General features: G+C 68.8%; 20 protein-coding genes. 4 read left to right on the top strand and 16 right to left on the bottom strand.

Annotation, left to right across the window (positions count from 1 at the left end; genetic code table 11):
• Positions 1-9 precede the first annotated feature (9 nt).
• Both BMZ43_RS10470 and BMZ43_RS10465 read right to left on the bottom strand, forming a co-directional pair.
• Positions 10-1,911, bottom strand: coding sequence for a sensor domain-containing diguanylate cyclase (locus tag BMZ43_RS10470; RefSeq protein ID WP_017639288.1), 1,902 nt, complete (start codon positions 1,909-1,911; stop codon positions 10-12).
• 188 nt (positions 1,912-2,099) lie between these two features.
• Positions 2,100-2,987: a M23 family metallopeptidase gene (locus BMZ43_RS10465; RefSeq protein WP_093253219.1), complete on the bottom strand. Its 888-nt coding sequence runs from the start codon at positions 2,985-2,987 to the stop codon at positions 2,100-2,102.
• Positions 2,988-3,337: 350 nt separating this feature from the next.
• Between BMZ43_RS10465 and BMZ43_RS10460 the strand changes: the two genes are divergently transcribed.
• Positions 3,338-4,138, top strand: coding sequence for a helix-turn-helix transcriptional regulator (locus tag BMZ43_RS10460; protein ID WP_093253216.1), 801 nt, complete (start codon positions 3,338-3,340; stop codon positions 4,136-4,138).
• A gap of 215 nt (positions 4,139-4,353) precedes the next feature.
• On the opposite strand, the gene BMZ43_RS10455 is transcribed toward BMZ43_RS10460, so the two are convergent.
• The 7 genes from BMZ43_RS10455 to BMZ43_RS10425 all read right to left on the bottom strand — a co-directional run bounded on the left by BMZ43_RS10455 (position 4,354) and on the right by BMZ43_RS10425 (position 13,185).
• On the bottom strand, positions 4,354-5,253 hold the full coding sequence (locus BMZ43_RS10455; RefSeq protein WP_093253211.1) for a peptidoglycan DD-metalloendopeptidase family protein: 900 nt from the start codon (positions 5,251-5,253) through the stop codon (positions 4,354-4,356).
• Between the two features lie 76 nt (positions 5,254-5,329).
• Positions 5,330-6,250: a response regulator gene (locus BMZ43_RS10450; protein ID WP_017639284.1), complete on the bottom strand. Its 921-nt coding sequence runs from the start codon at positions 6,248-6,250 to the stop codon at positions 5,330-5,332.
• 72 nt (positions 6,251-6,322) lie between these two features.
• A complete protein-coding gene (gene phoU / locus BMZ43_RS10445) occupies positions 6,323-7,048 on the bottom strand; it encodes a phosphate signaling complex protein PhoU (protein ID WP_007161478.1) in 726 nt (241 codons plus the stop codon).
• 58 nt (positions 7,049-7,106) lie between these two features.
• The gene (pstB, locus tag BMZ43_RS10440; protein ID WP_093253208.1) at positions 7,107-7,934 is read right to left on the bottom strand and encodes a phosphate ABC transporter ATP-binding protein PstB; all 828 of its coding nucleotides are present in this window, start codon (positions 7,932-7,934) and stop codon (positions 7,107-7,109) included.
• A gap of 200 nt (positions 7,935-8,134) precedes the next feature.
• A complete protein-coding gene (gene pstA / locus BMZ43_RS10435) occupies positions 8,135-9,847 on the bottom strand; it encodes a phosphate ABC transporter permease PstA (RefSeq protein WP_093253204.1) in 1,713 nt (570 codons plus the stop codon).
• The gene (locus tag BMZ43_RS10430) at positions 9,834-12,119 is read right to left on the bottom strand and encodes an ABC transporter permease subunit (protein WP_177344801.1); all 2,286 of its coding nucleotides are present in this window, start codon (positions 12,117-12,119) and stop codon (positions 9,834-9,836) included. Before BMZ43_RS10430 ends, pstA begins: the two co-directional genes overlap by 14 nt.
• A gap of 94 nt (positions 12,120-12,213) precedes the next feature.
• A complete protein-coding gene (locus tag BMZ43_RS10425; RefSeq protein WP_068384553.1) occupies positions 12,214-13,185 on the bottom strand; it encodes a PstS family phosphate ABC transporter substrate-binding protein in 972 nt (323 codons plus the stop codon).
• A gap of 266 nt (positions 13,186-13,451) precedes the next feature.
• Here BMZ43_RS10425 and BMZ43_RS10420 point away from each other — a divergent pair, with 266 nt between their 5' ends.
• The 3 genes from BMZ43_RS10420 (at position 13,452) to BMZ43_RS10410 (ending at position 16,912) form a co-directional block, all read left to right on the top strand.
• On the top strand, positions 13,452-14,750 hold the full coding sequence (locus BMZ43_RS10420) for an MFS transporter (protein WP_093253196.1): 1,299 nt from the start codon (positions 13,452-13,454) through the stop codon (positions 14,748-14,750).
• 11 nt (positions 14,751-14,761) lie between these two features.
• Positions 14,762-15,943: a M20 aminoacylase family protein gene (locus BMZ43_RS10415; protein WP_077171300.1), complete on the top strand. Its 1,182-nt coding sequence runs from the start codon at positions 14,762-14,764 to the stop codon at positions 15,941-15,943.
• Positions 15,944-16,045: 102 nt separating this feature from the next.
• A complete protein-coding gene (locus tag BMZ43_RS10410) occupies positions 16,046-16,912 on the top strand; it encodes an SMP-30/gluconolactonase/LRE family protein (protein ID WP_093253193.1) in 867 nt (288 codons plus the stop codon).
• A gap of 20 nt (positions 16,913-16,932) precedes the next feature.
• Here the strand turns inward: BMZ43_RS10410 and BMZ43_RS10405 are convergent, their stop codons facing one another.
• The 7 genes from BMZ43_RS10405 to arnA are packed head-to-tail and all read right to left on the bottom strand — an operon-like array spanning position 16,933 to position 25,257.
• Positions 16,933-18,615 (bottom strand): glycosyltransferase family 39 protein, encoded by a 1,683-nt coding sequence (locus BMZ43_RS10405; RefSeq protein ID WP_093253190.1) that lies wholly within the window; start codon positions 18,613-18,615, stop codon positions 16,933-16,935.
• On the bottom strand, positions 18,615-20,012 hold the full coding sequence (locus BMZ43_RS10400) for a UDP-glucose dehydrogenase family protein (RefSeq protein WP_093253180.1): 1,398 nt from the start codon (positions 20,010-20,012) through the stop codon (positions 18,615-18,617). Before BMZ43_RS10400 ends, BMZ43_RS10405 begins: the two co-directional genes overlap by 1 nt.
• Entirely contained in the window at positions 20,009-20,410 is a 402-nt protein-coding gene (arnF, locus tag BMZ43_RS10395) for a 4-amino-4-deoxy-L-arabinose-phosphoundecaprenol flippase subunit ArnF (RefSeq protein ID WP_093253176.1), read from the bottom strand. The genes BMZ43_RS10400 and arnF overlap by 4 nt, the downstream gene beginning before the upstream one ends.
• On the bottom strand, positions 20,407-20,748 hold the full coding sequence (locus BMZ43_RS10390; RefSeq protein ID WP_093253170.1) for an EamA family transporter: 342 nt from the start codon (positions 20,746-20,748) through the stop codon (positions 20,407-20,409). Before BMZ43_RS10390 ends, arnF begins: the two co-directional genes overlap by 4 nt.
• Positions 20,745-22,388: a lipid IV(A) 4-amino-4-deoxy-L-arabinosyltransferase gene (gene arnT, locus BMZ43_RS10385; RefSeq protein WP_256562920.1), complete on the bottom strand. Its 1,644-nt coding sequence runs from the start codon at positions 22,386-22,388 to the stop codon at positions 20,745-20,747. Before arnT ends, BMZ43_RS10390 begins: the two co-directional genes overlap by 4 nt.
• On the bottom strand, positions 22,385-23,266 hold the full coding sequence (gene arnD / locus BMZ43_RS10380) for a 4-deoxy-4-formamido-L-arabinose-phosphoundecaprenol deformylase (RefSeq protein WP_058791270.1): 882 nt from the start codon (positions 23,264-23,266) through the stop codon (positions 22,385-22,387). The genes arnT and arnD overlap by 4 nt, the downstream gene beginning before the upstream one ends.
• 11 nt (positions 23,267-23,277) lie before the next feature.
• Positions 23,278-25,257 carry a bifunctional UDP-4-amino-4-deoxy-L-arabinose formyltransferase/UDP-glucuronic acid oxidase ArnA gene (gene arnA / locus BMZ43_RS10375; protein ID WP_371913869.1) on the bottom strand — a complete coding sequence of 660 codons (1,980 nt, stop codon included), beginning with the start codon at positions 25,255-25,257 and terminating at the stop codon, positions 23,278-23,280.
• Positions 25,258-25,260 lie beyond the last annotated feature (3 nt).

The following is a 25,260-nucleotide window of genomic DNA, read 5'->3' as shown; positions in this document are numbered from 1 at the left end:
GACGCGGCCTCAGCCGCGTCCGCTGCCCAGTTCCGGCAGACCGTCGCTCAGGCAGACGCGATTGCGCCCACCGCGCTTGGCTGCATAGAGCGCCCGGTCGGCGTCTTCCAGCAGGCCCAGGCCGTGCTCGAGATTGCTCGGCACGGTCACCGCGACACCGATGCTGACCGACGGACGCAAGCGCCCCTGCTCGGTCTGCAACTCCAGCCCCGCTACCTCCTGGCGGATACGCTCGGCCAGGAGCTCGGCCGCCGCCCGGTCGCTGCCGGGCAAGGCAATGACGAATTCCTCGCCGCCATAGCGCGCCGCCACCTCCCCCGCGCGCTGGACGTGCTGGCGCAACACCTCGGCCACGCACCTCAGGCACTCGTCGCCCAGGGTGTGGCCATGGGTGTCGTTGACCGCCTTGAAGTGATCGAGGTCCACCAGCAGCACCGCCAGCGGCAGTTCGGCACGGATGGCGCGGCGGATCTCCTGTTGGAAGACCCGCTCGAAATGCCGGCGATTGCCGAGCCCGGTCAGGGAATCGGTCTGGCTCTGGTGCAAGAGTTCGCGATTCAGCCGCTCGAGGCTGGCCTTGGCCTGCTGCAACTCCACGGTGCGCAGCGCCACCCGCAATTCCAGCTCGACAAAGGAGGCTTCGCGCTCGCGGGCCAGGGCGTTGGAGGCTTCCAGGGCCTGCCGTTGGGCTTCGATTCGCGCCCGCCGCTGCAGACTCAGGCCCTCGGTGAGCCCCAGCGACAGCATCACGAAGCCCAGGGTGAAACCGGCTATCTGCCCATGGAAAGCCGGACTGTCGGCGGCCAGCCAGCCGGCCACAGCCAGCAGCTGGATCGCGCTGCCCAGCAACAGCAGGGCCCAGGCGGCGCTGAACCACAACGCCATGCGGCTACCGCGCAGCGCCAGGTAGGTGGTGGTGCCCAGCAGGCCCAGGCAACTCAGCGCCATCATGCCGAGCATTTCCTGGAAGCTCAGCAGGTGCGGCCAGATCAGCGTGACGACCAGCGTCACATTCCAGTAGCCGATCAGCAGACGATTGCCAAAGTCGATCCACCGGCCGCCGTGATAGAGACTGAGCAGATAGCGCACGAACAACCCGCCGCTCAGAAAGCACAGGGCGGCGAAGGCCAGGTGCGCACGCAGGGCGAAGGCCGGGCTCTCCGGCCAGAGTTGCCAGGCGCCATAGCCGCTGGTGACCGCCTGATAGCCGATGACGCTGAGCAGATAGAGGGCATACCAGCCAAAGCCCGAGCGGCGGCCGAACCCCCACAGCGTGAGGGTCAGCAGCAGGATGGTGATCAGGCAGCCAAAGAAGCTGCCGACCAGCCAGGCATCCTGCTGGGCCTCGCGCAGATAGATGGCCGGGGTCACCAGGCGCAGCGGCAGGATAAAGGTCTCCCGCGAATCCAGCCGCAGGTAGACCTCCTCCACGGCGCCGGCGGTCGGCGCCAGGGCGAACATCAGCTGGCGCCCGGGCAGCGCCCGTTGCGTCGCCGGCAGCGCCAGGCCGCTGCGCTGCAGCGGGCTCCAGCGACCATCGGCTCCGCGGGTGCGCAGGTCCAGACGATCCAGCACCGGCCAGGTCGGAATCAGCCACCAGGCCTGGTCGTCGCGACTCTGGATGGCAAAGCGCAGCCAGAGGCCCTGGCGGCCGTCATGGAGCAGCATTTCCAGTTCATCGGGCGCATGCCAGCCGTTTTCGCCACCGCTTGGACGCGCGGCGGCCTCGGCAAAGGTCAGACTGGCGGGCGCCTTGAGAATCTCCAGTGCCGGTCGGGGATCGTAACTGCGCGCCGGATCGTCGAGGCGCAGCACCTGCGCCTGGCCGTCGAGGGCGATCAGCAACAGGACCAGCAGATGCAAAGCCCGATTGCGCCCACCGGCGCACAGGACGGCCAGGAATCCTTTCATAGGGCGGCATCCAGAGCCTGAAGGAAGAAAAGGCCGCGGTAGAGCCCGCGGCCTGGAGGAAATAGCGTGGTGATAGCATAACGCCACCAAGCCTGGTCCTGCCAAGGGATTTCTACAGGCGACAGGGTGCCTGGGCCCTGGATGGGCCCGGTGGCGTCAGCCTGTCTGGAACGCCCTGAAGCGCGGACTCAGCGGTCGCCCAGCGCCATGTTGGGCAGGGCCGCCAGCGGCCGCACGAAACGGAAGGGAATGGAGACCATTTCACCGCCCGTGTGGGCCTGGACGACGAAATGCAGATGGGGACCGGTGCTGCGGCCGGTGTTGCCCGACTCCGCCAGGGGCGTGCCGATCTCCACCCGCTCCCCGGGTCGCACCTTGACCGAACCGCGGCGCAGGTGCAGGTAGGCGCTCTGGCTGCCGTCCTCGTGGGCGATGCGCACGAAGTTGCCGGAGGGGTTGGGACCATGGCCGAACTGGCCGTTTTCGACGTCGATCACCGTGCCGGCGCGAGCGGCGCTGATCGGCGTGCCCTCGGGCATGGCGATGTCCACCGCATAGCGCCCCTTGGGCGTGTTGTGGCTGAAATCGCCCCCAGCGCCCTGGGTCACGTAGTAGACCCCTTGCCGCCAGGGCCAGGCGTAACCATAGCCGATGCCGTTGTCGGCACCACTCGCGACATTCGTCGCCAGCGACGGCAGGGTGCCGACCGGCAGCTGCGGACTGTAGCTGAAGGCCTGGTCGAAGTGCATGGGAAAGCCCTGCTGGCGCTTGCGGATCACCGCCAGCTGCACCGTGGAGCGCGGCTCGATGACCTGGCGGATCGGGCGCTCGGCACCGGCCACGTTGACGGTGCGTTGCAGGCGCAGTTCGACGCGCACGGGCACGTCGAAATCGTTGCGGACTTCGAAGATGCGACCTTCGCTGCCGTTGCGGACTTTGAGCTTGACCTGCCCCTTGCGGGCCGGGCTCTTGGCGGAGGTCTTGGTCAGGGTCGCCTTTTCGGCAGCCGGCGCAACGGCAGGCACGGCCAGGGCGAGGGTCAGGCAGGTGATCAGGGCGGTCAGGCGTCGGTCCATGGCATAGGGCCACCATGATGGGCAAGGACAGAACCTAACAAAGCCGCGCGAGGCGGGCGATGGTCAAACCGCGGCTTTGTGAAGCCGCTGGCAAAGCATCGTCGCGAATAAAAAAGCGTGGCACTCAAATCCCTGTGCCACGCTGCCACCGATCGGACGGTAGTTCAAATACAGGCCTGATGGTTCAGGCAGGTCAGCCAAGCGGCGGGTGTTCTGTGCGACACTCCCGCAAGAGGCAGGTTTTCGGCGTGCAGAGGGATCACCTCTTGGGCGCGCCCAATGCTCCGGCCATAGTGCTGCAGGTTAGGTCCTGGCACCTTGACCCTGCCCAACCGAAACGGACAGCCGCTATGCAGGAACAGACAATCGACCCGGCGCGAAGCGTGGCTGCGGATGCGCCTATCTCGCCCGCCGGGCCGCTGGTATCCCAGCTTGGCACCTTCGCCCACGGCCAGGCGTGGCCGCCGCATGTGCACGATCAGGCGCACCTGATGTACACGGTCAACGGCGTGCTGGAGGTCACCACCCACGAAGGGGTCTGGTACGTTCCGCCCAAGCAGGCGATCTGGATTCCGCCCCGCGTCGAGCACCAGGCGCGGGCCAACGGCGAGGCCACCCTGCAGGTGGTGATCATCGAATTGCCGAGCGGCCTGCCCTGCCCCGAGGCGGCCACCCGCATGGTGCTCATCTCGCCGCTGCTGCGCGAATTGCTGCGCTGCCTGCGACGCGGCGGTACCTCCTATGGCGAGGCCGAGCTGGGCAGCCATGTGCGGGCGCTGATGCTGGCGGAACTGGTGTTTCTCGAAGAGACGGCCCTGCACCTGCCGGCGCTGGCCGATCGCCGGCTGCAGACCATCCAGACCACGCTGCACGCCGATCCGGCCAACGATACGGCCCTGGCGACCTGGGCGCAGCAGTTGCACCTCTGCTCGCGCAGCCTGGCCCGACTGTTCCTCAAGGAAACCGGCACCAGCTTTTCCACCTGGCGCCAGCACACCCGGCTGATGCTGGCCCTGCCGCGGCTGGCCGCCGGCGAGCCGGTGACCCGGGTGGCCCTGGATCTCGGCTACGCTTCGCCCTCGGCCTTTACCCGGATGTTTCGCCGGGTGCTGGGAGTGTCGCCGAGCGAGTACCTCGACGCCCAGGGCTGAAACTGGACGAGGGTAAGAGCCTGCTCAAAGGCTCGCGAGCCAGAGCCAAACAACGCCTAGGCGACCCACGAAAAGCCCTGAGGAAGCGGATCGGACCCGCGCTCGGGTTTACCGATGGTAAATGAGCATGGCGACGGGGCCGCCCAGGCGGGGCTGGCCTTCCAGGGGCTTTTCAACGCCGTTTGACCGACGCGCAGCAGCCTTTGAACAGGCTCTCAAGGTCCGCCGACGGCGAAGTTGGGCAAGCTGTCCACCGCCTGGGCGAAGCGGAAGGGAATGGATTCGACCGCCTCGCCGGTGTTGCGCTGGACCACGAAGTGCAGGTGCGGCCCGGTGCTGCGCCCGGTGTTGCCTGAAGCGGCCAGGGCCTGGCCGGTGCGTACCCACTGACCCTCGGTGACCTTGATCGAACCGCGCTGCAAGTGCAGGTAGACGCTCATGGTGCCGTCGTCGTGGAGGATGCGCACGAAGTTGCCGGAGGGGTGGTTGCCGCGACCGTCCTGGGCGTTCTCCACCTCCACCACCTGGCCGGCGCGCGAGACCACGATGGGCGTGCCCTCGGGCATGGCGATGTCCACCGCATAGCGACTCTTGGGCGTGTTGTGGCTAAAACCGCCGCCGGCGCCCTGGCTGACGTTGAAGGGCCCGCCCAGCCAGGGCAGCGGATAGGCGAAACCGGAGGCGAAGACCGGGGTGGCACTGCCCATCAGGGTGGTGAGCTGGGGGGTGTAGCGCTGCGGACGACTGGGATCCGGCGCGATCAGGGTCGCCAGGCGGGTCAGGCTGCGCGCCGGCAGGACCTTGCGAATCGGCGCCTCGCCCACCCCGCTGACATTCTGCAGCGCCGACAGGCGCAGGGTGACGGTCACCGGCAGAAAGCTGTCGTTGCGCACCTCCAGCACCGTGCCGCCGGCATAGTGCCGCGGCTGCAACTTGACCCGCTGGTCCAGCCGCTCGATGGGGTCGTCGCTGAAGGTCATCACCTTGGCGCCCTTCTGCGCCTTGTCGGTGTAGGTGACCACGCCATTGGCATCGACGTACTTGTAGATGGGCGCCGCCAGGGCGGGACCCGCAAGGGTCAACGACAGCAGCAGCAGGTGACGGGCAAGGAGCATGGGCAGGGCGTCAGAAATCCGCGATACCTGAGCGCGAAGCAGTCTCCGTGCCAGCCCCCTCATGGCGTCGCCCTCTTCAGGCGCCCGGCACGTAGTGCCGCTGGGCGGTGCCCTTGGCGATCAGCCGCGACAGGTAGTCGAGCTTGGCCGGGTCACGGTCGATGAAGCGGAAGTTGACCTGCACCCACTCGCTGGCCGGCGTCGCTTCCAGCGCGGCGAGGGAATGCAGATAGCCATTGAGGCGCGCCACGTCGTTGCCGTCTTCGCCCTGCTCCAGGTCGAGCACGGCGGTTTCCAGGATCTGCGGCAGCGGATCGCCGCGGCGGACCACCAGCAGGGCTTCCTTGAGGCTGATGGCCTTGATCAGGCAGGCCATGCTGGCGTTGGGCAGGCGCAGCTGGCCCTGGCCGAAATTGGCGGCCGCCTTGCCGCGGGCAGGTGCCGGCGGCGCGGCGCCGGTGAGCAGAGCGGCACTGGAGGAAGCGACTGGCGCCGCGACCGGTGCGGCGGCGGGCTGGACCACATCGCTGCGGCCGGCGGTCAGGGCGCCGAGGGAGTCATTGGCGAAGCCGGTGGCCGGACGCGGCTGGGCGCCGGCCTGCAACTCGGCGAGCTTGCCGGTGCGCTGCAGGGCCTTCTTGACCTTGGCCGCCAGTTGCTCGTTGGAGAAGGGCTTGCCCATGTAGTCGGACACGCCGGCCTGGATGGCCTGGACGACGTTTTCCTTGTCGCCGCGGCTGGTGACCATGATGAAGGGCACGCCCTGGTGGTCCGGCTGGGCACGAAACCAGGACAGCAACTCCAGACCGGTCATGCCGGGCATTTCCCAGTCGCAGAGGATGAGGTCGAACCGCTGCTTGCCGAGCATCGTCTGGGCGCGGCGACCATCGGCCGCCTCGTCCACCACGAGCCCGGGAAACAGATTGCGCAGACCCTTCTTGATTAGATCGCGAATGAAGGGCGCATCATCCACCACCAGTACGTTCAACTTGCTCATCGGTCACTCCATGCCAAGTCTTCCAGCATAGCAGGCGGCTCCGCAGCGCCACCCGGGGAGTGACCGGGCGGATCATTCGCGCGACCGATTGACCTCTTCGGCCATGCGCTTGAGGCCCATGTGCCGTACGTCGGTGCCCTGGACCAGGTAGATCACCAGCTCGGCGATGTTGCGCGCGTGGTCGCCGACCCGCTCCAGAGAGCGCAATACCCAGATGATGCTCAGCACCCGCGAGATGGAGCGCGGGTCTTCCATCATGTAGGTAGCCAGTTCGCGCAGCGCGGACTTGTATTCACGGTCGATCAGCTTGTCGTACTGGGCCACCGAGAGGGCCAGCTCGGCGTCGAAGCGGGCGAAGGCGTCCAGCGCCTGATGGACCATCTTGCGCACCTGCTCGCCGATGTGGCGAACCTCGACGTAGCCGCGCGGGGCCTCGCCGTCCTCGGTCAGCTCGATGGCGCGGCGGGCGATCTTGGAGGCTTCGTCGCCGATGCGCTCCAGGTCGATCACCGACTTGGAGATGCTGATGATCAGGCGCAGGTCGGAGGCCGCCGGCTGACGACGGGCGAGGATGCGCAGGCATTCCTCGTCGATGCCGCGTTCCATGATGTCGATCTGGTCATCGATGGTGCGTACCTGGCGCGCCAGGCCGGCATCGGCATCGATCACCGCGCGCACGGCGTCGCTGACCTGCTTTTCCACCAGACCGCCCATGGCCAGCAGGTGACTGCGGACCTCTTCCAGTTCGACGTTGTATTGCTGGGAGATGTGCTGCGTGTGGCCTTCTTTGTTGATCATGCTGTCAGTCCTGCCTGAGAGGATCGAGTCGCCGGGTGGGGCACCGGCCTGCCTGGAACTAGCCGTAGCGGCCGGTGATGTAGTCTTCGGTCTGCCGCTTCGCGGGATTGGTGAAGAGGGTGTCGGTGTCGCCGTGCTCGACCAACTGGCCCAAGTACATGAAGGCGGTGTAGTCGGACACCCGCGCCGCCTGCTGCATGTTGTGGGTGACGATGACGATGGTGTAGCGCTGTTTCAGTCCGTGGATCAGCTCTTCCACCTTGAGGGTGGAGATGGGATCCAGCGCCGAGCAGGGTTCGTCGAGCAGGAGCACATCGGGTTGCACGGCGATGGTGCGGGCGATCACCAGGCGCTGCTGCTGGCCACCCGAGAGGCCCAGGGCCGACTCGTGCAGGCGATCCTTGACCTCGTCCCACAACGCCGCGCCGTGCAGCGCCCACTCCACCGCTTCGTCGAGCACCCGCTTCTGCTTGATGCCCTGGATGCGCAGGCCGTAGACCACGTTCTCGTAGATGCTCTTGGGAAAGGGATTGGGCTTCTGGAACACCATGCCCACCCGCCGCCGCAGCTCGGCGATCTCGGTGCCGCGGGCATAGATGTTCTGCCCATCGAGCAGGATCTCGCCGTCGATGCGACAGTCTTCCACCAGGTCGTTCAGGCGATTGAAGCAGCGCAGCAGGGTCGACTTGCCGCAGCCGCTGGGACCGATGAAGGCGGTGACGCGCTGGCGCGGGATCTCCAGGGCGATGTCCTGCAAGACCTGCTTCTTGCCGTAGAACAGATTGAGCCGCGGCACCGACAGGGCCACGCCACCTTCGCTCGCCGCAGGCAGGGCGCTGGCCGCGTAGGCGGCGGCGGTTCTGAAGATGGAGGAATCGGAAGGCATGGGGTCTCCTCGGCCGCGGGCGCTAGTATGGCGCTTCAGAAGTTCGCACGAGATTTGGCGAGTGATTTTTGGCGGTTCGGCGCTCCGATGGGGGCCAGGCGCCGCGACGAGTCATAGCAGGGCTATGGCGAGGAGTGGCAACGCCGTCCACGCCGAAAAAGCGCCGCCAAAATCGTGTAGTTAACTTCTGAAGCACCATACTATTCTTCCAGCAGCCGGTACTTTTCGCGCAGCCGGTTGCGCAGGAACACGGCGGACAGGTTCAGCCCGGCGATCACCAGCACCAGCAGCAGGGCGGTGGCGTAGACCAGCGGGCGGGCGGCTTCCACGTTGGGGCTCTGGAAGCCGACGTCATAGATGTGGAAGCCCAGGTGCATGATCTTCTGATCCAGGTGCAGATAGGGATAGTTGCCGTCCAGCGGCAGCGAAGGCGCCAGCTTGACCACCCCCACCAGCATCAGCGGCGCCACCTCGCCGGCGGCGCGGGCCACGGCGAGGATGAGCCCGGTCATCAGCGCCGGGCTGGCCAGCGGCAGCACCACCTTCCACAGGGTCTCGGCCTGGGTCGCGCCCAGCGCCAGGGAGCCCTCGCGGATGCTGCGGGGAATGCGCGCCAGGCCCTCTTCGGTGGCGACGATCACCACCGGCACGGCGAGGATCGCCAGGGTCAGCGAGGCCCACAGCAGCCCCGGGGTGCCAAAGGTCGGCGTGGGCAGGCTGGCCTGGAAGAACAGCTGGTCCAGCGAACCGCCCAGCACATAGACGAAGAAGCCCAGGCCAAAGACGCCATAGACGATGGCCGGCACCCCGGCGAGGTTGTTGACCGCGATGCGGATGGTACGGGTCAGCGGGCCCTGGCGGGCGTACTCGCGCAGGTAGATGGCGGCGATGACGCCGAAGGGGGTGACGATCACCGCCATCAGCAGGGTCATCATCACGGTGCCGAAGATGGCCGGGAAGACCCCGCCCTCGGTATTGGCCTCGCGCGGATCGGCGCTGAGGAATTCCCACAGCTTGCTGCCATAGAAGCCGAGCTTGGCGCCCAGGCCCATGGCGTTGGGCTGATAGGCGCGCACGATGCGGGCGAGATTGAGTTCCAGGGTGCGGCCCTCGACGTCGCGCAGCACCACGCTGTCGCGGCGGCGCTCCTGGCGCAGGCTGGCCAACTGGTCTTCCAGCTCGCCGTAACGGGCTTCGAGCTCGGCGCGGCGGGCGGCGAGGTCGGCCTGGGCGGCGGCGTCGAGACGCCCGTCCAGCTCCAGGCCGCGGCCCTCCAGGCGCAGCCGCTCCAGGGCATGATTGACGCCGCCGATATCCTGCTTTTCCAGGCGCTCCAGGCGCTCGCTCAGGTCGCGGGTGCGCAGCAGGCGGCGCTGCAGTTCGGGCACCGCCGCGGCGCCCTTGGCCACCTGGCGTCCCTCTTCACGGACCTCCAGCGCATAGCCGTAGAAGTTGCCCCATTCGCGGCGCTCCAGCACCAGGGCGTCGGCCGGGGTCTGGCGATCGCGCAGCCAGTCGCCGACCAGCCAGACGAAGTCGCTGCCATAGAGATCGCGATTGCCCAGCTTGAAGAGTTCGCGAGTCAGGGTTTCGCCGCTGTCCGGCGGCAGGGTCACCCCGGCACTGCGCAGCCGCTCGGCCGGGATCGTCTCCTGTTCCACCACCTGGCCGAGCACCAGGCGCGCTTCCAGGCCCGGCGGCGTGTAGCGCGCCTGCACCACCTCGGCCGGCCAGAAATGCGCCAGGCCGCGCACGGCGAGGATGCCGATCAGCCCCAGGGTCATGAGCACGGCGATGGCCACGGCGCCGGCGCTGAGCCAGACCCCGGGCGCACCGCCACGCAGCCAGACGCCCAGGGAGCGCCGCCGTCCAACGCCCTGCCGCTGCGGCGCGCCGGTGCTAGAGGGCCGCATAGTTTTTCCTCAGCCGCTGGCGGATCAACTCGGCCAGGGTATTCATCAGGAAGGTGAAGCTGAGCAGCACCAGCGCGGCCAGGAACAGCAACCGGTAATGGGTGCCGCCCACCTCGGATTCCGGCATCTCCACGGCGATGTTGGCCGCCAGGGTGCGCATGCCCTCGAACAGGTTGGCATCCATGATCGGGGTGTTGCCGGTGGCCATGAGCACGATCATGGTCTCGCCGACGGCGCGGCCCAGGCCGATCATCAACGCCGAGAAGATGCCCGGACTGGCGGTGAGCAGCACCACCCGCGTCAGGGTCTGCCAGGGGGTGGCGCCCAGCGCCAGCGAGCCCAGGGTCAGGCTGCGTGGCACGCTGTAGATGGCATCCTCGGCGATGGAGAAGATGTTGGGGATGACGGCGAAGCCCATGGCCAGCCCGATGATCAGGGCGTTGCGCTGGTCATAGGCGATGCCCAGCTCCTGGCTCAGCCAGAGGCGCAGGTCGCCGGCGAACAGCAGCCCTTCCAGCGAGGGGCTGAGCCATAGCGCCAGGGCGGTGGTCAGCACCACCACCGGCAACAGCAGCAGGCTTTCCCAGCCTTCCGGGATCCGCTCGCGTAGCGTGAGCGGCAGGCGCGACCAGCCAAAGCCCGCGGCGAGGATGGCCAGCGGCAGGAGCAACAGCAGGCTGAACAGCCCCGGCAGGTGATTTTCCACGAAGGGGGCGAGGAACAGTCCGGCGAAGAAGCCGAGGATCACCGTGGGCAGGGCCTCCATCAGCTCGATGACCGGCTTGACCGTGCGCCTCATGCGCGGCGCCATGAAGTAGGCGGTATAGATCGCTGCGGCAATGGCCAGGGGCGCGGCGAACAGCATCGCGTAGAAGGCCGCCTTGAGGGTGCCGAAGGTCAGCGGCGCCAGGCTCAGCTTGGGTTCGAAGTCCGCGGTGGCGGCGCTGGACTGCCAGACCCGCGCCGGTGCTTCGTAATTCTCGTACCAGACCTTGCCCCAGAGCGCCGACCAGGAGACTTCCGGGTGCGGATTATCCAGGCGGAAGCCGAGCAGCCGACCGTTCTCTTCCAGCAGCAGCCGGTCGGCGCGCGGCGACAGCGCCAGCACCCCGGCGGCGGGGGCGAGCTGCTCACGCAGCAGGGTGCGCCCGGCGGTGCTGTGGAAGACCCCGAGTTCACCGGCGGCATCCAGCGCGACGAAGCCTTTGCGCCGCTGCTCGGGCACCAGCTGGACGATGGGCGCCGTGCCTAGTTGGAAATCGCGGATATGCCTCAGCACCGGTTCGCCATCCTGGCCGCGGACCATGAACCACTGACTGACGCCACCCTTGGCGGTACCCACCAGCAGCGATACGCCGCCCAGCAGCTGGGCGCTGGCGGTGACCTCGTTGTCGGCGGCGTCGAGCAGCTTGTAGTGGCCGTTGAGACTGCCGTCATGCAGGTCGAAGACATCCGCCTGGGCGCGGCCATTGAGGGCATAGAGCCAGCGGCCGCGAGGATCGAGGTGAATGGCCTTGACTGCGGCATTGAGCGGCCCGAGTGTGATCGAGGTGCGGACCGGCGTGGCCTGGTCGCCGGTCACCGGAGTCGCCAACCCGCCGAGACGCAGCGCCGTCACCCGGTTGCCCTGGGCCCCGGCCAGCACCAGCAGGCCCTCGTCGCCAGCGATGGCGACCCGCTCCAGGGCCGCGCGCGGCGCGCCCAGGTCCAGGGGCTCGCGCCCGTAGGGGAAGTCCAATTCAGGGGTGATGACCCGCTCGCCCTGGGGATAGCGGGAAACATAGCGCTTGTGCGCCACCAGCACGCGACCATCGGACAGACCCAGGGCGATCAGCCCACGGGGGGCATCCTGGGCCTGGCTGCTGATGGTGACGCCAGGCGGCAACGGCAGGCGCTCGCGGATGACCGGCTGGCCGTCGGCCAGGGTAAAGAACGTCGCTTCGCCGCCCTGGGAGAGGTGCAGGCCGAGGCGATTCTGTTCGTCGACACCCAACAGCAGCGGCGCCCCGGCCGTTGCCAGCCAAGCGGGTTGCGACAGCGGCTCGGCTTCGAGACTGGCACCGCGCAGCAACGGCAGCACCACATAGGCCAGATAGAAGAAGATCAGGGTGATGGTGGCCAGCACGGCCAGGCCGCCGGCCAGCACCGAGCCCCGTACCAGTCGATCCTGCAGCGCCCGCCAACGTCGCCGCCGGCGCAGAGCAGGCGTGTTGAAGTCCAGCCGAGCAGGGCCGCGAGGATCGGGCGGGGACGGAGGTACCGGGGATTTCATGGCGCAGAGCCTAATCACGTCGTGTGACAGAAAGGTTACAGCGAATGGGCAGCCAGGGGCGCCCCGCCCAGTGCGGGCGTTGAGCGCCGGCCGCTCAGTAACCCAGCGTCTTCAGCGCCTGCTGCACCACGGGGGCCGGTAGGGGAATATAGCCGTCCTTGAGCACGGCCTCCTGACCGTTGCGCGAGAGGATCAGGCGCAGGAATTCCCCTTCCAGGGGATTGAGCGGGCGGTTCGGCGCCTTGTTGACATAGACGTAGAGATAACGCGCCAGCGGATAGCGCCCGGACAGGGTGTTTTCCTGGTTGTCCTCGACGTAGTCGGTGGTGCCTTGCCGGGCCAGCGCCAGGGTGTGGACACTGGCGGTCTGGTAGCCGATACCGGAGTAGCCGATGCCACCCAGCGACTGGCTGATGGCCTGGACCACCGAGGCCGAGCCGGGCTGCTCGTTGACGTTGGCACGGAAGTCGCCACGGCACAGCGCCGCTTCCTTGAAGTAGCCGTAGGTGCCCGATACCGCATTGCGGCCGAATCTCTGGATCGGGCGCTTGGCCCAGTCACCGGTCAGGCCCAGGTCGCCCCAGGTCTTGATCTCGTGCGGACCGCCGCACAGCCGGGTGCTGGAAAAGATCGCATCGACCTGCTCCAGGGTCAGCTGCCGCAGGGGATTGTCCTTGTTGACGAAGATCGCCAGGGCATCGATGGCCACCGGCACCGCGGTGGGCTGGTAGCCGAAGCGCTGCTCGAAGGCCTGGAGTTCGGCGTCCTTCATCTTGCGACTCATGGGGCCGATGCTGGCGGTGCCTTCGGTGAGCGCTGGCGGCGCGGTGGACGAGCCGGCCGCCTGGATCTGGATATTGAGATTGGGATACTGGCGCTTGTAGCTCTCGGCCCAGAGCGTCACCAGGTTGGCCAGGGTGTCGGAGCCCACGCTCGACAGATTGCCGGAGATTCCGCTCACCTTCTGGTAGTCGGGGATGGCCGGGTCGACGCCCTCGGCCCGAGCGGTCGTGCCACCTAGCGCCAGGGCGAGCGCCACAGCGGTCAGCGGACCTTTGATGTCCATACCGGATTCCTCGCGGGGATGGGAGACGGGCCTGGGCCGGCGACGCTCAGACGCGACCTGGCACTTTAGCGGGGCATTGTGACGGATTTATGAGAGACCGCCAGCCGTGGTGGCGGGTTCGACTAGGCTGCAAGAGGACCTGCGCTGCACCACCCTGGCGCAGGCCTGGCCTTCGGACCTGCCCTGATCGCTCTCGCTGGCGGCCTTGATGGACCGGACCAACATTTGCACAGCTAAGCATTCATCTCAGTGCAGAGGAACGCACCATGGCCCAGGCTCTTCCGACGTCCTCCACCCCGGCCGCTCAGGCAACCACCGCCCCGCCCTCGCGGGCCAAGCTGATCGCCGCAGCCAGTCTCGGCAACGGCCTGGAGATGTTCGACTTCACCGTCTTCAGCTTTTTCGCCGCCATCATCGGCCAGCTGTATTTCCCGTCGGATACGCCCTACGGCTCCCTGCTGATGGCGGTTGGCGTCTTTGGCGTCGGCTTCGTCATGCGCCCCCTGGGCAGCATGGTGCTGGGCGCCTATGCCGACCGCCACGGGCGCAAGCAGGCCATGCTGCTGACCATTTCGCTGATGGGCCTGGGCAGCGCCCTGATCGCCTTTACCCCGACCCACGCCCAGATCGGCATCGCCGCGCCGCTGATCCTGTTGCTGGGGCGCCTGCTGCAGGGCTTTTCCGCCGGCGGCGAGATCGGCGCCGCCACCACCCTGCTGCTGGAATCGGCCAGCCCCGGCCGGCGCGGCTTCCATGTCAGCTGGCAGGTGATCAGCCAGGGCGGCAGCGCCCTGCTCGGCGCCGGCCTGGGCGCCCTGCTCACCCGCAGCCTGTCCGAGGCCGAGCTGCATGCCTGGGGCTGGCGCATCCCCTTCCTGGTCGGCCTGCTGATCATCCCGGTCGGCCTCTATATCCGCCGCCAGGTGGACGAGACCTGGAGCGGCGCCGGCACGGTCGAGGGCGGCCCGGTGCGCGCCTTCCTGCGCGAGCATCCGCGGCGCTTCGGCCTGGGCCTGTTGATCGTGATGTCGGCGACCCTGCTGACCTACCTGATGCAGTTCTACATGCCCACCTACATGACCCGCATCGTCGGCCTGCCGGCCACCAGCGCCTATCTGGCCGGGGTGGCCTCCAGCGCCGTGCAGATGGCCGCCGCCCTGGCCGCCGGGCTGCTGCTGGATCGCTTCGGGCGCTACAAGCCGGTGGCCCTGGTCAGCCTGGCGGTGGCCCTGCTGGGCATCTACCCGGCCTTCGTCTGGCTGAACGATCCCACCACCCAGGGCCTGGCCTTTGCCGCCCGCTTCGTGGTGATCACCGCCATGAGCGTCAACATGACCGCCGGGCTCTTGCTGATCCTCGCCGGTCTGCCGCGGCCGGTGCGCGCCACGGGCCTGGCCATGACCTACGCCCTGGCGGTGACCCTGTTCGGCGGCACCGCCCAGTTCATCGCCACCTGGCTGATCGGCGCGACCGGCAGCCCGCTCGCCCCGGCCTGGTACCTGATCGGCATGCTGCTGATAGGATGGCTGGCACTGCTGAGCTATCCCGAACGCCACCTGGATTGAGAGAGATCGCCATGAGCCTTGCCACCGCTGCGGATCAAGACGCCACCGCCCGTCATATCGCCGGCTACCTGCCGGACATGGTCGCCCTGCGCCGCGACATCCACCGCCATCCCGAACTGGGCTACCAGGAACAGCGCACCAGCGACCTGGTGGCCGCCGCCCTCGCCGGCTGGGGCTACGAGGTCCATCGCGGGCTTGGCGGCACCGGGGTGGTCGGCACCCTGCGCGCCGGCAGCGGCAGCAAGGTGCTGGGCATCCGCGCCGACATGGACGCCCTGCCGATCCTGGAAACCACCGGCCTCGACTACGCCAGCCAGCACCCGGGGCGCATGCACGCCTGCGGTCACGACGGCCACACCACCACCCTGCTCACCGCCGCCCGCTGCCTAGCCGAGACCCGCGCCTTCGACGGCACCCTGCACCTGATCTTCCAGCCGGCCGAGGAAGGCCTGGGCGGCGCCCTGAAGATGATGCAGGACGGCCTCTTCGAGCTGTTCCCCTGCGACCAGGTGTTCGGCCTGCACAACATGCCCGGCGTGCCCACCGGCAAGTTCTGCTTTGTCGACGGCGCCGCCATGGCCTCGTCCGACACCGCCCTGCTGCGCATCCGCGGCCAGGGCGGCCACGGCGCGGTGCCGGACAAGGCGGTCGATCCCATCGTCGCCAGCGCGGCCACGGTGATGGCGCTGCAGACCGTGGTCTCGCGCAACGTGGCGCCGCTGGATACGGCGGTGATCACCGTGGGCAGCATCCACGGCGGCGAGGCTTCCAACGTCATCCCCGACGCGGTGGAGATGAAGCTCACCATCCGCGCCTTCCAGGACAGCACCCGCGACCTGCTGGAGCAGCGCATCGGCGCCCTGGTGCGGGCCCAGGCGGAAAGCTTTGGCGCCACCGCCGAACTGGACTACCAGCGCGGCTATCCGGTGCTGGTCAACCACGACGGCCCCACCGCCTTCGCCCGCCAGGTGGCGGTCGAGCACTTTGGCGCCGAGGCCCTGCACCCCTTCGCGCCCATCCCGGCCAGCGAGGACTTCGCCTACATGCTGCAACAGGTGCCCGGTTGCTACCTGTTCGTCGGCAACGGCCCCAGCGCCAACCTGCACAACCCGGCCTATGACTTCAACGACGCCCTGCTGCCGGTGGGCGCGCGCTACTGGGTCAAGCTGACCGAAGCCTTCCTCACCGCCTGAGGCTCCGCCCCGCCGGCCCCCTCACCTGGGGTGCCGGCGACGGATTCTTCACGCGCGGGCCGCTAGACTGCCCGGTCATCATTCAGCCACAGAGAGATCGCCATGCGTCGTGTTCCGCGCCTGGGCTGGCGCCAGGGTCTGGCGCTGGGCGTCGCCGTGCTGGCCGCCGGCTTCGCCTATCCGGCCTGGCGGCATTTCCATCCGGTCAGTGCGGCCGAGGGCTGGCGCTATCGGGAAGTCGCCGCCGACATCCCCATGGTCAGCGCCCTGGCCCTGGACGCCGATGGCAGCCTGTTCGTGACCCAGGAATTTTCCAGTCGCCGCGGCAGCCTGCTGCGGCTGCTGCCCAATGGCGAGCGCCAGCCGGTGCTGGGCGAGTTGTCCAAGCCCGATGGCCTGGTGATGTTCCAGGGCGGTCTGGTGGTCAGCCAGGAAGGCGGACCGCTGCCGGTGTTTCTCCTGCGCGACGGCCAGCGCCAGGCCCTGTTCGACGGCAACGACGTCGAGGGCGTCGCCACCGATGGCCAGACCCTCTATGCCATCGAGGACCTGCCGCGCGGTCGCCTGCTCAGCTACGACCCGCTGCAGCGGCGCCTGGCGGTGCTGCGCGACGGCCTGGAAGAAGGCGAAGGGGTGGCGCGCTGCCCGGATGGCCGGCTGTTCTATACCGAAAAGGCCAAGGGCTGGGTCAAGCAGTGGCAGCCCGAGGGTACCGATACCCTGGTCGCTTCGGGTCTCGACGCGCCGGGCTTCGTGCAGTGTTCGGCCGATGGCCTGTGGATCACCGAAGACGCCACCCACGGCGCCCGAGTGCTGCTGGTGCAGCCCGACGGCCGCCTGGTCACGGTGCTCTCGCACCTGCGCTCGGCGCAGACCCTGATCCCGCGCGACGACGGTCATTACCTGGTCGCCGAGCAGGGGCGCAACCGCATCCTGGAATTCTCCCGAGAAGCCGGAGCCGATCGCTAGGGCGAGCGGCTCCGGAGGCCTCAGGGCAGGCGATACACCAGGCAGGGATTGCCGTTGAGGCGGCGACCCAGCACCGGAGTCAGGTCGGCCAGCGGGGTGCCCGCCAGCAGCTCGCGGTCGTCGCGCGCCAGGATGATCCAGGCACCGGACGGCAGGTGCGCCAGGTCCGCGACCTGCGGCCGGGCGATGAAGATCGGCTGCTCGTCGTGGTCCAGGTTCATCATGTAGCGGATCGCCCAGCTGTCCTGGCCGAGGCCGAAGAACACCAGGGGACCCGGCTGCTGCTGGCGCAGACCCTCCACCTGTTGGACGAAGCCGCGGGTGTCGTACTGGAGGTCCTGGGCCGGCTCCACCACCGTGACCAGCATCAGCCACTGGGCGGCCAGCGCCAGGGCGCTCAGCGTCAGCAGACGGCGACTGCCGTCCAGCCGGCGCCAGCTGACCAGGGCGGCGATCTGCAGCAGGACGAAGGCCGGCACCAGCAGCGCCAGGGAGACATCCGGCCAGTAGCCGTGGCGCTGCCAGAGGTGGCGACAGACCAGCATGGCCACCAGCGCCAGCCCGGGCAGCGCCAGCACCAGCGCGGTGTAGACCGGCGCGATGCGGCGGAACCAGCCCTCGGCGCGCAGGAGGCCATGGGCGGCGATGGCGGCCAGGAAGGGCACCATGGGCACCACATAGTAGGCGCGCTTGAAGTGCGGGATGGACAACCCGACCAGGATCAGCAGACCGCTGCCGGCGAGGCCCAGCAGCAGGCGGCGCTGGGCGGTGTGCGGCCAGGCCAGCAGGCGGCGGCGCTCGGCCGCCAGCACCAGCAGCGCCAGCGGCAGCACCGGCAGATAGCGATAGAGCCCCAGCTGCAGATAGAACCAGAACGGCTTGCCGCTCTCGTCCAGCCGGCCGGTGACCTGCATGTGCCAGACCTCGGCGGCGAAGTCCGCCCCGCCCTCGTGGTGGGCGAGCTGGATCAGCGTCCACCAGCCGAGGGCGAGCAGCGCCAGACCGGCCAGGCCATAGCCGAACAGGCGCTGCAGGGCCAGGGTGCGCCGGGCCGGTTCGCCCCAGGCCACCACCAGCCAGTAGAGGCAGACCACGCCGCAGGGCTCGATGAGGCCCAGCGGACCACGGATGGCGAAGCCCAGGGCGAACAGCGGCAGCACCAGCAGGCGGCGCAGCGGGCGACCGTCACGGTCGGCGCTGTAGAGCAGGTAGAAGCAGAGCAGCACCACCAGGGCGACCAACTGGTCCAGGCAGACCGCGCGGGCCTTTTCCAGCCACTGCGGGGTCAGGGCCACCAGCAGCACCGTGAGCAGCGCCCAGGCGCGGCGGGTGTCGGCCAGCAGGCGATAGGTCAGCGCCAGCACCGCGGCCGAGGCCAGGGCGGTGGGCAGCACGTTGGCCAGGTGATTGGGCGCGCCGATCACCCGCGCGGCCAGCCAGCTCAGCCAGGTGGCGGTGCCGGGATAGTCCGGATAGGGCTGGCCGTAGGTGGTGGCGAAAAAGGACGGGCCATGGCGAAACATCTCGCCGAGAAAGACCGCCCAGCGGCCGTCGAAGCCCTGGGGCGCCTGGCTCCAGATGCCGAGGGTGAACATCAGGGTGGCGACCACCCCGAGCAGCAGGCTTTCGCGGCGCAGGCGACTGGCCGCCGGCAGCGCGGCCAGGGGCGCGCTGCGTGGGGTCAGGGGCATGGGCGAGACCATCAGGCGGCGTCCACGCGGCGGGTGATCTGGGGACCGCCCAGGGCGGCGCCACGGCCGATGGCGAAGTATTCGATGCCGCGACGCTCCATGCGCTCGGGATCGAACAGGTTGCGCCCGTCGAAGATCAGCGGCTGGTTGAGCTGGCGGGCGATCAGATCGAAGTCCGGCGCCTTGAACTGCTGCCACTCGGTGCAGATGACCAGGGCATCGGCGCCGGCCAGGGCGGCTTCGGGGGTGCCCATCAGCGCCAGACGCTCGTCGTGGCCATAGAGGCGCTGGGCCTCGGCCATGGCCACCGGATCGAAGGCGCGCACCTTGGCGCCGGCCGCCCAGAGGGCTTCCATCAGCACCCGGCTGGGCGCATCGCGCATGTCGTCGGTGTTGGGTTTGAAGGCCAGCCCCCAGAGGGCGAAGGTGCGGCCGCGCAGGTCACCGTCGAAGTAGGTGTTGATGCGCTCGAACAGCTTGGTCTTCTGGCGCACGTTGATGGCTTCCACGGCGCGCAGCAGGTCCAGCTCCACCTGGTTTTCCTCGCCGGTGCGGATCAGCGCCTGCAGGTCCTTGGGGAAGCAGGAGCCGCCGTAGCCGCAGCCCGGGTAGATGAAGTGGTGGCCGATGCGCGGATCGGCGCCGATGGCCTGGCGCACCGCCTCGATGTCGGCGCCGACGTGCTCGGCCAGTTCGGCGATCTGGTTGATGAAGCTGATCTTGACCGCCAGCAGGCTGTTGGCGGCGTACTTGGCCAGCTCGGCGCTGCGCAGGTCCATGCACTGGATGCGGTCATGGTTGCGGTTGAAGGGCGCATAGAGTTCGCGCATCACGTCGCGGGCCACCGGAGAGTCGGTGCCCACCACGATGCGATCGGGTTTCTTGCAGTCGGCGATGGCGGCGCCTTCCTTGAGGAATTCCGGGTTGGAGACCACCTCCACGTGCAGGGTGCGGCCCTCTTCGGCGAGCACCTCGTGGATCAGCGCGCGGACGCGGTCGCCGGTGCCCACCGGCACGGTGGACTTGTTCACCACCAGCAGCGGATCGCGGGAGACCGGCTGGCCGATCAGCGGCTCGCGACGCAGGCGGGCGATGGTCTCGGCCACGGCGAAGACGGCGGACAGATCGGCCGAGCCGTCGGCGGCCGGCGGGGTGCCCACGGCGATGAACTGCACGGCACCATGGGCCACGGCTTCGGCGGCCTCGTGGGTGAACACCAGGCGGCCGGCGGCCAGGTTGCTGCGCACCAGCTCTTCCAGACCCGGCTCATAGAGGGTCACCTCGCCGCGCTTGAGCTTGTCGATCTTGGCGCGGTCGATGTCCATGCACACCACCTGGTGGCCGACTTCCGCCAGCACGGCGGCTTGCACCAGACCCACGTAGCCGATGCCGAAAACGCTGATGTTCATAGGGTATTCCTCAGGGTGGGAGCGGCGCTGGCGCGAGGCCCGCCGACGAGGGCGACACCGGCCACGACCAGCGCGACGCCCAGGGTTTTCCAGGGAGTGAAGGATTCGGCGGCGCCTGGCAGCCAGGCCGCGCCGAGGTGGACGAAGACGTAGGAGAGGCCGAGCGCCGCATAGGCGCGGCCCAGCGGCAGGCGCGCCAGGGCGGCCAGCCAGGCCAGCAGCGACAGGCCGTAGCAGAGGATGCCCAGGGCCAGCAGCAGCCCGGCCGTACTCAGCAGCGCCGCGGGCGCGCCGACCCAGCTGGCCATGGCCGGCAGCCGCACCAGGGCCGCGCGCAGGGCGAGTTGCGCCAGGGTGGTGAGCAGGATGCTCAGGCCGAGGGGCAACAGGCCGTTCATAGCTGGCCCCCCAGCAGCGCGGCGCCGGCGACGATGCACAGGCAGCCACACCAGGCGCAGGCGTCCACCACCTCGCCGAACACCAGGCGCGCCAGCAGGGTCACCGCCAGGGTGTTGAGCGAGAGCAAGGGATAGGCGACGCCCACCGGCACCCGCTGCAGCACCGCGCACCAGACCAGCAGGGCCAGGCCCAGGCAGACCAGGGCGCCCCACAGCCAGGGCGAGCGCAGTCGCGCGGCCAGGGCGTTGCCGGCGGCCACCGCGCGCTTCTGGCCCAGTTGGCCGGCGCTGGTGAGGCCGATCACCACGGCGATCAGCAGGCCGTCGAGGGCGGTCATGGCGTCGGCCTCGGATAGACCAGCAGCACCAGGCGCTCGCTGGCGATGCTCTCGCCGGGCTCGGGCAGGCTGTCGAGCAGCTGGCGATCGCTGGGGCCGTCGACCCGCAGGAGGATGGCCACCGGACCCTGGTCGCGATGGGCGGCGAGCCAGGCGGCCAGGTCGTGCTCTTCGATCAGCCGGCCGCTGGCCGGCTCGCGGGCGAAGCCGTACTTGAGTTCGCCTGGACCGCCGACCAGCACCACGTCGTCGCGGTGGGTGGCCCAGGCCAGGCTGGCGGCCACGCCGAGGTCGTTGCTGACCAGCAGGCCGGCATTCTTGAAATGACCGAGCTGGGCCTGGATGAAGGTGCTCGGCAGCTTGTTGTCGACCAGGCCGTTGGGCAGGGCGATGGACAGCAGCGGTAGCAGCACCCAGAGCGCCAGGGCCGGCGCCAGCTGGGTGCGCCGTGGCCAGACCAGGGCGGCCAGACCGGCCAGCAGCAGCGCCAGGGGCGCCAGCAGGGCCAGGGCGCGGGTCAGGCCTTCGCCGCTCTCATAGAGGCGACCGCCATAGATCAGCAGGGCGGCAAGGCCGGCCAGGCCCAGCAGCAGATTGCACAGGCCGTTCAGCCGCAGGGCGCCGGTGGCGCCGCGGCGGCCCGCCTCCAGCAGGGTGCGCGCCAGCAGCGGCACCAGAGCGGCCAGGGTCGGCAGCAGGTAGGTGGGCAGCTTGCCGCGGCTGAAGCTGAAGAACAGCAGCTGGCCGACCACGGCGATGCCGAGGAAGGCGGTACCGGCATGGCGGCGCTCCTGCCAAGTCCGGCCCAGGGTACGCGGTAGCAGGCCGGCCCAGGGCAGGATGGCCAGCAGCAGCACCGGGCCATAGAACCAGAACGGCCGCTCGTGCTGGGCATCCTGGCCGGCGAAGCGCTGGATGTGCTCGTGCCAGAAGAAGAAATTCCAGAAATCCGCATCGCGCTGGGCCACCAGCAGCGCCCAGGGGGCCACCACCAGGATCGCCACCAGCACCGCCAGGGGACCGCGGCAGAGCAACTCGCCCAGGCGCCGCTGCCAGAGGAAGAAGGGCACGGCCACCAGCACCGGCAGCACCAGGGCGAGAAAGCCCTTGGTCAGCAGGCCGCAGCCACAGGCCAGCCCCAGCAGCGCCCATTGCACCAACGCCGCGCCGCGGGTCTCGGCGGCCTGGGCCTGCCAGAGGGCGAGCAGCGCCAGGGCCATCCAGAAGGCGAACTGGGCGTCGAGGGTCACGTAGGTGGCCAACCCCGCCACGGCCACGCAGGAGAGATAGACCACCCCGGCGAGCAGCGCCAGCGGGCGGTCCTGCCAGATCAGCCGGGTCAGGCGCACCACCAGGGCGGCGGTGGCCAGACTGGCCAGCAGCGGCACCAGGCGCACGCTGAACAGCGAGTCACCGAGCCAGGCCTGGGCGATGGCCTGGGTCCAGTAGCCGCCGATGGGCTTCTCGAAATAGGGCAGGCCGAGGAAGTGCGGCACCACCCAGTCGCCACGCCGCCAGAGTTCCTGGGCGATCTGCGCATAGCGCGACTCGTCCGGAATCCACAGGCCGCGCCAGGCCAGCGGCAGGGCATAGGCCAGCAGCGCCAGCGGCAGCAGCATCCACAGGCGGCGCCGACTCATGCCTGCACGCCCAGCCAGCCCTGGCGGCCGGCCAGGCTGCCACGCACCAGGTTGCCCGCGGGCAATTGGCGCGGATCGGCCGGCAGGCGGTCGCCCAGGGTCAGGAACAGGATGCCCTCCTCCCGCGCGGCCTTGAGCAGGGCGCGGAAGTCCTCGGCGAAGGCGATGCCTTCCACCTCGGCGTGCAGGGTGTAGACGTTGAGCGCCCCCGGACGGAAGCGCTTGAGCAGGTAGCTGTTCCAGTCACCGGCGGCCAACTCCGGGCCGACCACCTCGTCGAAGGTCGGCATGTCCACCGGCACCTGGGGGGTGCCGTGGCTGCCGTTACCCAGCCGCGGGCGAAACAGCGCACTGCCGCGGCAATCGCTGTTGTAACGGAGACCGAAGGCTTCCTTGGCCAGTACCACGCGCGGATCGGCGCGCCAGCCGGCGGCGGCGGAGCAGTCGACCCTGGCGCCGAGGATGTCTTCCAGGGCCTGCAGGCCACGGCCGAATTCCGCGCCCAGGCGCTCCAGGCTCCAGCTGCCGGTATGCGCCTGCCAGGCGTGGTGGTCCCAGGCGTGCAAGCCGACCTCGTGGCCGCGGGCGCGGGTCTCGCGCATCAGGTGACCGAGGTCGCGCCCGATGGGGCGACCCGGCCAGGCGGTGCCGGCCAGCAGGATGTCCCAGCCATAGAGGCTGGCGGCCTTGGAGCGGAGCATCTTCCATAGGAAGGTGGGCTTCACCAGGCGCCAGAGGTGGCGCCCCATGTTGTCCGGCCCGACGCTGAAGAAGAAGGTGGCCTTGACCCCGGCCTCGTCCAGCAGGTCGAGCAGCCGCGGTACCCCTTCGCGGGTGCCGCGATAGGTGTCCACGTCGATGCGCAGGCTGGCCGGGATCAGGGCTTTCATCAGGCCTCCCGCTGCGCCAGGGCTTCGCGCAGGAAGAAGTCCAGCGTCTTGCCGACGGTGGCGGCCATGGCGGTGGTCGGCTGCCAGTCGATCAGGCGGCGGGCGTTTTCCACGCTGGGCTTGCGGTGGGCCACGTCCTGGTAGCCGTCACCGTAGAAGCTCTTGCTCTCCACCTCGCGGAAGCCGGCGAAGGGCGGGAATTCATGACGCAGCGGATGGGCCTCGAACTGGGCCAGCAGCTCTTCGGCCAGCTCGCGAATGCTCGCTTCGTTGTCCGGGTTGCCGATGTTGACGATCTGGCCGTCGCAGCGACCGCCCTTGTTCTCGATGATGCGGAACAGCGCCTCGATGCCGTCGTCGACGTCGGTGAAGCAGCGCTTCTGGGCGCCACCGTCGACCAGCTTGATCGGGGTGCCTTCCACCAGGTTGAGGATCAGCTGGGTGATGGCGCGGGAGCTGCCGATGCGCGCCGAGTCCAGACGATCCAGACGCGGACCCATCCAGTTGAACGGGCGGAACAGGGTGAATTTCAGGCCTTTGGCGCCGTAGGCCCAGATGACCCGGTCGAGCAGCTGCTTGGAGACCGAGTAGATCCAGCGCTGCTTGTTGATCGGGCCGACCACCAGGTTGGAGCGGTCTTCGTCGAAGCGCTCGTCCTGGCACATGCCGTACACCTCGGAGGTGGACGGGAAGATCACGCGCTTTCCGTACTTCACGCAGTGGCGAACGATCTTGAGGTTTTCCTCGAAGTCCAGTTCGAACACGCGCAGCGGATTGCGGGTGTATTCGATGGGGGTAGCGATGGCCACCAGCGGCAGCACCACGTCGCACTTCTTGATGTGGTATTCCAGCCACTCGGTGTGGATGGAGATGTCGCCTTCCACATAGTGGAAATTCGGATCGGCCTTGAGCCGCTCGATGGCGTCGGAGCCGATGTCCAGGCCATAGACCTCGTACTCGCCGTCGGCCAGCAGGCGCTCGGAGAGGTGGTTGCCGATGAAGCCATTGACGCCCAGGATCAGCACCCGGGTACGGCGCTTGGCGCGGCGATCCTGGCGATGCAGGCGGGCACCGGCCACCAGGCCGGCTTCGCGGGCCAGTTGCGGACCGGACAGATAGAGGCCGTTGTCGCCCAGCTGGCCGGCCTGGATTTCCAGGACGCCCTCGCCACAGGCGATGCGCAGCGGCTCCAGGCTCAGCACGCTGCCGGGGGCCTGATCATGGGCTTGCTGGCGGGCCAGGGCGCTCCAGACGATCAGCTTGCGATCACCGATCCAGCCGAAGGCGCCCGGATAGGGTTGGGTCACGGCGCGCACCAGGTTGCCCAGTTCGGCGGCCGGACGACTCCACTCCAGCTCGCCATCGGCGGCGCTGCGGCGGCCAAAGGTGGTGGCCTGGCTTTCGTCCTGCTCGCGCTCGGTCAGCTGGCCTTCGGCCAGGGCCGGCAGGCTGTCGCGCAGGAGCATCTGGCTGGCTTCGCGCAGCTTGGCGTGCAGGGTCAGGGCGGTGTCGTCGGCGGCGATGGCGACGCGCTGCTGGGCGACGATGGCGCCGGCGTCGGCGCGCTGGACCATGCGGTGCAGGGTCACGCCGGTCTCAGTCTCGCCGTTGACCAGCACCCAGTTGGCCGGGGCGCGACCGCGATAGCGCGGCAGCAGCGAACCGTGCAGGTTGTAGGCGCCGCGCTTGGCGCAGGCCAGGACGTCGTTGGACAGCAGGTTGCGGTAGTAGAAGGAGAAGATGAAATCCGGCTCCAGGGCGCGGATGCGCTCGACCCAAATCGGGTGGTTGACGTCTTCCGGCGCGTGCACCGGGATGCCGTGGCGGGCGCAGAGCTGGGCCACCGAACCGAAGAAGCGGTTCTCGCTCGGGTCATCCGGGTGGGTGAAGACGGCGGCGATGGGATAGCCGGCCTGGATCAGCGCGGCGAGGCCGGCGCAGCCGATGTCGTGGTAGGCGAAGACGATGGCGGTTTTCATCAG

Source organism: Pseudomonas sp. Snoq117.2, from assembly GCF_900110545.1.
GTDB classification, from domain to species: Bacteria; Pseudomonadota; Gammaproteobacteria; order Pseudomonadales; family Pseudomonadaceae; genus Chryseomonas; species Chryseomonas benzopyrenica.
Note: the sequence above shows the minus strand (reverse complement) of the source record. Positions and strands in the feature narration are given on the sequence as shown.